Annotated in this window: 6 protein-coding genes; 5 read left to right on the top strand and 1 reads right to left on the bottom strand. The window is 50.7% G+C overall.

Going from position 1 to position 7,253, the window contains the following annotated elements; all coding sequences use genetic code 11:
* Nucleotides 1–168 precede the first annotated feature (168 nt).
* The 5 genes from gcvT (at nucleotide 169) to ACF8D4_RS04810 (ending at nucleotide 6,049) form a co-directional block, all read left to right on the top strand.
* Complete coding sequence (gene gcvT, locus ACF8D4_RS04790; protein WP_208142067.1) at nucleotides 169–1,263, top strand: glycine cleavage system aminomethyltransferase GcvT; 1,095 nt, start codon at nucleotides 169–171, stop codon at nucleotides 1,261–1,263.
* Between the two features lie 23 nt (nucleotides 1,264–1,286).
* Nucleotides 1,287–1,676, top strand: a complete 390-nt coding sequence (gene gcvH, locus ACF8D4_RS04795) for a glycine cleavage system protein GcvH (protein WP_025009008.1) — start codon at nucleotides 1,287–1,289, stop codon at nucleotides 1,674–1,676.
* Between the two features lie 114 nt (nucleotides 1,677–1,790).
* Nucleotides 1,791–4,679, top strand: coding sequence for an aminomethyl-transferring glycine dehydrogenase (gene gcvP, locus ACF8D4_RS04800; RefSeq protein ID WP_392464823.1), 2,889 nt, complete (start codon nucleotides 1,791–1,793; stop codon nucleotides 4,677–4,679).
* A gap of 537 nt (nucleotides 4,680–5,216) precedes the next feature.
* Nucleotides 5,217–5,558: a hypothetical protein gene (locus ACF8D4_RS04805; RefSeq protein ID WP_208125047.1), complete on the top strand. Its 342-nt coding sequence runs from the start codon at nucleotides 5,217–5,219 to the stop codon at nucleotides 5,556–5,558.
* Between the two features lie 92 nt (nucleotides 5,559–5,650).
* Nucleotides 5,651–6,049: a VOC family protein gene (locus ACF8D4_RS04810; protein ID WP_392464821.1), complete on the top strand. Its 399-nt coding sequence runs from the start codon at nucleotides 5,651–5,653 to the stop codon at nucleotides 6,047–6,049.
* A gap of 501 nt (nucleotides 6,050–6,550) precedes the next feature.
* Here ACF8D4_RS04810 and ACF8D4_RS04815 read toward each other — a convergent pair.
* Nucleotides 6,551–7,159, bottom strand: a complete 609-nt coding sequence (locus tag ACF8D4_RS04815) for an imm11 family protein (protein WP_392464819.1) — start codon at nucleotides 7,157–7,159, stop codon at nucleotides 6,551–6,553.
* Between the last annotated feature and the right edge of the window lie 94 nt (nucleotides 7,160–7,253).

Raw genomic sequence — 7,253 nt, forward strand, 5'->3', positions numbered from 1 at the left:
TTACTGTAAAAAAATTACAGGCAAACCATGAGAAAAATTAATCCATAATGGTTCGGATTAGAAAAATCACTTGTATACAAATTTGTGACGCAGGGTATAATTTCGCTGCATTTTAACTCAGTGTTGCCCCTGGGTGACACTGTAAAGCCCCGACTAGAAGGGATAACAATGGCTAATAAAACTGTACTCTTTAACAAGCACTTGGAAGCCAATGCCAAGATGGTTGATTTTCATGGTTGGGATATGCCACTCAACTATGGTTCGCAGATAGAAGAACATCACGCAGTGCGTCAGGACGCCGGTATGTTCGACGTCTCCCATATGACGGTTGTTGATGTCACCGGCAGCGACGCCAAAGCCTTCCTGCGTAAACTGCTGGCCAACGATATCGCCAAACTCAAGGTCTCCGGCAAGGCGCTGTACAGCGGCATGCTGAACCATGAAGCCGGGGTGATTGACGATCTGATCACTTATTATCTCGATGACACCCATTACCGGGTTGTCGTCAACTCAGCCACCCGCGAAAAAGATCTCGCCTGGATTGCCGAGCAGTCCAAGCCCTATGATGTCACGGTGACCGAGCGCCCTGAGCTGGCGATGATTGCCGTGCAGGGCCCCAATGCCAAGGCCAAAACCGCCACTGTGTTCACAGCCGAGCAAAACGCGGCCGTTGAAGGCATGAAGCCTTTCTTCGGTGTGCAGGCAGGCAGCCTGTTTGTGGCCACCACAGGTTACACAGGTGAAGCCGGTTATGAAATCATAGTGCCTGCCGAAGAAGCCGAAGCCCTGTGGCAAGCGCTGCTCGAGGCCGGTGTTAAGCCATGTGGTCTGGGTGCCCGCGATACGCTGCGCCTGGAAGCCGGGATGAACCTCTATGGTCAGGACATGGATGAAACCGTTAACCCATTGGCCGCCAACATGGGCTGGACCATTGCCTGGGAACCGAGCGATCGTGACTTTATCGGTCGTGAAGCCCTGAGCGCCATCAAAGAGGCCGGAGCCGACAAGTTTATCGGCCTGGTGATGGAGCAAAAAGGCGTGCTGCGCCATGGCATGCCGGTATTCTTTACCGACGCCAACGGCCAAGAGCAGGAAGGCGTGATCACCAGCGGTACATTCTCACCGACATTGGGCTATTCTATTGCGATGGCCCGGGTACCGAACTCCATTGGGGATACGGCCGAAGTCGAAATGCGCAAGAAGCGCGTCGCTGTTAAAGTAGTGGCGCCAGGCTTTGTGCGTAACGGTAAACAAGCATTCTAAAACACGGGAAAGGAACAAGAATAATGAGCAATATTCCAAGCGAACTGAAGTACGCTTCTTCTCACGAATGGATCCGCAAGGAAGAAGACGGTAGCTACACAGTCGGTATCACTGAACATGCGCAGGAGCTGCTGGGTGATATGGTTTTCGTTGAATTGCCGGAAGTAGGCGACACTGTCAGCGCCTCTGAGGATTGCGCTGTGGCCGAGTCTGTTAAGGCCGCTTCAGATATCTATGCCCCTCTGTCCGGTGAAGTGATTGCCATCAACGAAGCGCTGGAAGACAGCCCTGAGCTGGTCAACAGCGATGCATTCGGTGATGGCTGGTTCTTCCGTATCATGCCTTCTGACCTGTCTGAGCTGGACAACCTGCTGGATGCCGAAGGATATCAGGCTGTCATCGACGAAGAATAAGCGTCGCTGAAAAACGAAGCCCTCCGGGGCTTCGTTTGTTTTACCACTAAATAAAGAGACTGGTACACCGCCTCCCTACGGCTGGATACCGGCGAACATGGAACAAGGTTAATCATGACCAAGCAAACCCTCACTCAGTTAGAGCAGCACGAACTCTTTATCCGTCGTCATATCGGCTCCGACGCCCTGCAGCAGCAAGAGATGCTGAACTATGTTGGCGCCGAGTCACTGGAAGATCTGACGGCGCAGATAGTACCGGGGTCGATTCGTCTGAACCGGGATCTGGCCGTGGGCGAAGCCTGTGGCGAAGCCGAAGGTCTGGCCTATATCAAGGGTCTGGCCAAGCAGAACAAGGTCTTTAAGAGCTACATAGGCATGGGCTACTACGGCACTGAAGTGCCTAACGTCATTTTGCGCAATGTGCTGGAAAACCCGGGTTGGTACACGGCTTATACCCCATACCAGCCGGAAATCGCCCAGGGCCGCCTGGAAGCGGTACTGAACTTCCAGCAGATGTCCATGGACCTCTCCGGCCTGGATCTGGCCTCCGCCTCGCTGCTGGACGAAGCCACAGCCGCCGCCGAAGCCATGGCGCTGGCCAAACGGGTATCCAAGGCCAAGAAAGCCAATATCTTCTTCGTTGCCGATGACGTGTTCCCGCAGACGCTGGATGTGGTCAAGACCCGCGCCGAATGCTTTGGTTTTGAAGTCGTCGTAGGCCCCGCCGAGGAAGCGCTCAATCATGAACTCTTTGGTGCCCTGTTCCAGTACAGCGGCAAGACAGGCGAGCTGAACGATCAGCGTGAACTCTTTGCCAAGCTGCGTGAGCAGAAAGCGATTGTGGCTGTTGCCGCCGATATCATGTCGCTGGTATTGCTCAAGTCTCCCGGTAGCCTGGGCGCCGACGTGGTCTTTGGCAGCGCGCAGCGTTTCGGCGTGCCTATGGGGTATGGTGGCCCGCACGCCGCTTTCTTCGTGACCCGTGACGAGCACAAGCGTTCCATGCCTGGCCGTATCATAGGCGTTTCCAAAGACAGCCGCGGCAACACAGCGCTGCGGATGGCGATGCAAACCCGTGAACAGCATATCCGCCGCGAAAAGGCCAACTCCAATATCTGTACCGCGCAGATCCTGCTGGCCAACATGGCCTCTTTCTACGCTGTATACCATGGCCCACAAGGGCTGAAGACCATAGCTGAGCGTATCCACCGCCTGACCGACATTCTCGCCGCCGGCCTCAAGGCCAAGGGCGTTGAGCTGGTCAACGCTAGCTGGTTCGACACTCTGACCTTCAAAGTGGCCGACAAAGACGCCGTGCTGGCCCGCGCCATTGCCGCCGAGAGCAACCTGCGTATTGATGCCGAAGGCACTCTGGGTGTCAGCCTGGATGAAACCACTACCGCTGATGATCTGGCAGCCCTGTTCGATATCATTCTGGGCGCCGGTCATGGCCTGGATGTGGCGGCACTGGATGCTGAAATCCTTGCCAAGGGCAGTGAGTCCATCCCTGCGGCGCTGCTGCGTGATGAGGCTATTCTGACTCATCCAACCTTCAACAGCTTCCACAGCGAAACCGAGATGCTGCGCTACATCAAGCGTCTTGAAAACAAAGACCTGGCGCTGAACCACTCGATGATCTCTCTGGGTTCATGCACCATGAAGCTGAACGCCACCGCCGAGATGCTGCCTATCAGCTGGCCGGAATTTGCCAACCTGCATCCTTTCTGCCCGCTGGATCAAGCCAAAGGTTATGAAAAGCTGCTCAATGAGCTGTCTGATTATCTGGTGGAAATCACCGGCTATGACGCCATGTGCCTGCAGCCCAACTCGGGTGCATCCGGCGAATACGCCGGTCTGTTGGCCATCAAGAAGTACCATGAATCCCGCGGCGAGGGGCACCGCAATGTTTGTCTGATCCCTCAGTCGGCTCACGGTACCAACCCGGCTTCGGCGCAGATGGCCGGTATGAAGATAGTGGTTGTGGCCTGTGACAAGCGCGGCAACGTGGACATGGAAGATCTGCGCGCCAAGGCGGCCGAAGTGGCCGATAACCTGTCCTGCATCATGATCACTTATCCTTCCACCCACGGCGTGTATGAAGAAACCGTCTCGGAGATCTGTGAGGTGATTCATCAACACGGTGGCCAGGTGTATCTGGACGGTGCCAACATGAATGCCCAGGTGGGTGTGACCACTCCCGGCTTTATCGGCGCGGACGTTTCCCACCTCAACCTGCACAAGACCTTCGCCATCCCTCATGGCGGTGGTGGTCCAGGCATGGGTCCCATCGGCGTAAAAGCGCATTTGGCTCCTTTCGTTGCCGGTCATACTCTGGTTAAGCCGGGCCGCGAAAGCGACAACAACGGCGCCGTTTCTGCTGCGCCTTACGGCAGCGCCAGCATACTGCCAATCAGCTGGATGTACATCAAGCTACTGGGCGCCAAGGGCCTGCGTGAATCTACCCAGAACGCCATGCTCAACGCCAACTATGTGATGAAGAAACTGTCAGAGCACTATCCAGTGCTGTACCGCGGCCGTAACGACCGTGTGGCTCACGAGTGCATTATCGATCTGCGTCCGCTGAAAGAAGCCTCCGGCGTGACTGAAATGGATGTGGCCAAACGCCTCAACGACTACGGCTTCCACGCTCCGACCATGAGCTTCCCGGTTGCCGGAACCCTGATGATCGAGCCGACCGAGTCTGAGTCCAAGGCCGAACTGGACAGATTTATCGAAGCCATGGTGGCCATCCGCGGTGAAATCGCCCGGGTCGAAGCCGGTGAGTGGCCTGCGAACAATAACCCGCTGCACAATGCACCACACACGCTAGCCGACATCATGGATCCCGCCTTCGACAGCCGTCCATACGATCGCGAACTGGCGGTATTCCCGAATGCCACAGTCAAGGCCAACAAGTTCTGGCCGACCGTGAATCGTATTGATGATGTGTATGGGGACCGGAATTTGTTTTGTGCCTGTGTGCCCATGTCTGAGTACGAATAACATGGCTACTTGGCCTCGATAATACGGCTTCATCCAATCATTTTCGCTGCTCATTTACTCAAGTAAACTACGCGGCGAAAATGATCGGCTTCATTGCCTTCTCTTCGGCAGTGACGCCATGGTTGCGGCTTGGACTCGCTACTGCGGCGTTAAATCTTGGTGCCAGTGCTCATTGACATCAGTCAACTGCGCGCTGGCGCCATCGATTTGCCCCCGGCTTGGGCTTACACAAAGAGTGCTTCGTCAGCAACGCAATTATGGTTTAGTGGAGCACATTAGTTAGGGCTTCATCCAATCATTTTCGCTGCTCATTTACTCAAGTAAACTGCGCGGCGAAAATGATCGGCTTCATTGTCTTCTCTTCGGCAGTGACGCCATTATTGCTGCTTGGACTCGCTACTGCGGCGTTGAGCCGTATCTGAAATTTTCCCTCTAATCCTGCAAAAAATACGATGCATTGACCACACTGCAGCATCTCTAGTTACGGAATTATCTGGGGATTCCCTAGCCAAAGGTGTTATGTACTTTGGAGAAAATATGGAAGTAGTTACTATTGAACAACATGTCTCAGAATATCCAAATCCGTTTTATTTGAAGCAAGGCGATAAAGTCGAACAGGGTGAAATAGATGACGAATTTCCCAATTGGATTTTTATAACCAATGATGCAGGTGAGCAGGGTTGGGCTCCAGTTCAATATATAGAAAAGGTTGAGGGCAGCTCCGTGGGTATCATGCTACAAGATTATGACAATGTTGAGCTCAATACTGCCATAGGTGAAAAACTGTCAGTGCTGTTTGAACTCAATTCGTGGTATCGGGTCTCGAGGTCAACGGGCGAAATAGGGTGGGTACCAGTACGCTCGGTACAACGTACGTAATAAGGAACCATACGTCACTTGGCCCTACGCTGGTACTGCCTCATTACACGGCGTTATGCCTTTCTAAGATATAAGTATATGGAGATAAAATTATGCCAAAGCTAGAGAAAATAGATCACATCCATATTTATGCGCCAGATCGTTTGAGTGCGGAGCAATGGTACAAAGAAGTATTAGGGTTCAATCGAGTTGAGTCGCTTGAACGTTGGTTTTTAGAAGGTGGACCATTAACAATTGAAAATGGTGGTGTTCACATTACACTCTTTGAATCAGACACTTTGGTAAATACAACCGTGGCGTTTTCTGTGGATTCTACAAACTACGAAGAATGGAAAACGCAGCTTGGTAATCATGGTGTTGATTTCAAAGAAAGTGATCATGCTCTGTCATGGTCTATTTATTTTAGCGATCCTTATGGCAATCCGTATGAGATCACTAGTTATGACTACGAAGAAATCAAAAAACTAAAAAATAAAGACATCCATCGTTAGCTGATTAAAGACTCTAGTTGCCTGTGTTGCTGTCAGAATGATGTTTTCAGAAAGAACATCATTCTTTAACCTTTTGTGGACCATTCGGCTTAAAGTGAAGACAAAAGTCGAATTTAAGAGATTATTGAAATCGAACAAAGTTCGATGGAGAGAAATACTTGGAACCTCGGGGATTCAGCTAAACAACTGCTGGCCATGCAACCTTTGCTTTCGTTGTCGTTGCAGGTGAGTAGAGTCGTCCGTAAGTGCCTTCGGTATACCATCCGGCCCTTGAATAAACGGCTAAAGTCCCTAGTTAGCTTGAGCTAGTTGTCGATGGGTATGCTTAAGCAGATGGAGCGAGTTAAGTACTTTATGGACCAGGCTTCACCATTCCCTGGTGGTGGGCATGGTCTCATGAAGGTGGAGCACAATTAGGATCACTTATTTAGGTGTCTTCAAAAGCTTTTCTGTATAGCTATGGTTTCAAAAAGCAGTCACCAACCTGTAAAAAATACAATGCTATACATATTTATCCCCTAATGTGTATTCACTCAGTCGAAAGAACTTAAAGGCACTAGGGGCGACATGCTTAATAATTTGAGTCACAAGAGTTTCATGAATGAATAAACCGCCACCAGCAACTTTACTCGGGCGTATGATCAAACGGTTTTCTAATGGAATCGTATCTAACACTTCGTTTTTTAATTTATACCGAATGACTTCGTGCATACTGTCTTCTGATGAATAATCATGTATGTCACTGTTGTCAAAGTCTATACAGTCGAGTTTGTCATAAGCATTAAAAAAGAAAAAATCTCCATGTTGCTTCTCATCGTCACCAATTAACACAGTAGGAAACAACTGAAAGCCATTAATGCTATAAGGCATGATTATGTCGGCAATTTTCTTAGAAACCACAGGGAAAAAACTATGGAGTAAAAAATCACTTACTATGAACGGCATTTCGCCTTTATCTGCATTCGTAAAAAATATTGGTCCATCAATAGCATCTAATTTAGTGAAGCTGTAGCGACGGCGGCCAGTATCCAGTGATGCCTTCAAATGAAGGTAAGTTTCTCGAAATGGTACTTCAAAAACTTTGTAGTATTGTTCTTCGTAATTATTCATAAACTCCTACTTTGGGGCCGCTATTTTTCCAACAGATGTTAGGGTATCTTGGCATCCCTCCGTTACACGTGCAACCTATTCAAATTCCATCCCT

It is taken from the genome of Shewanella sp. YQ_9 (assembly GCF_043103185.1).
In the GTDB taxonomy this organism is placed as follows: Bacteria; Pseudomonadota; Gammaproteobacteria; order Enterobacterales; family Shewanellaceae; genus Shewanella; species Shewanella algae.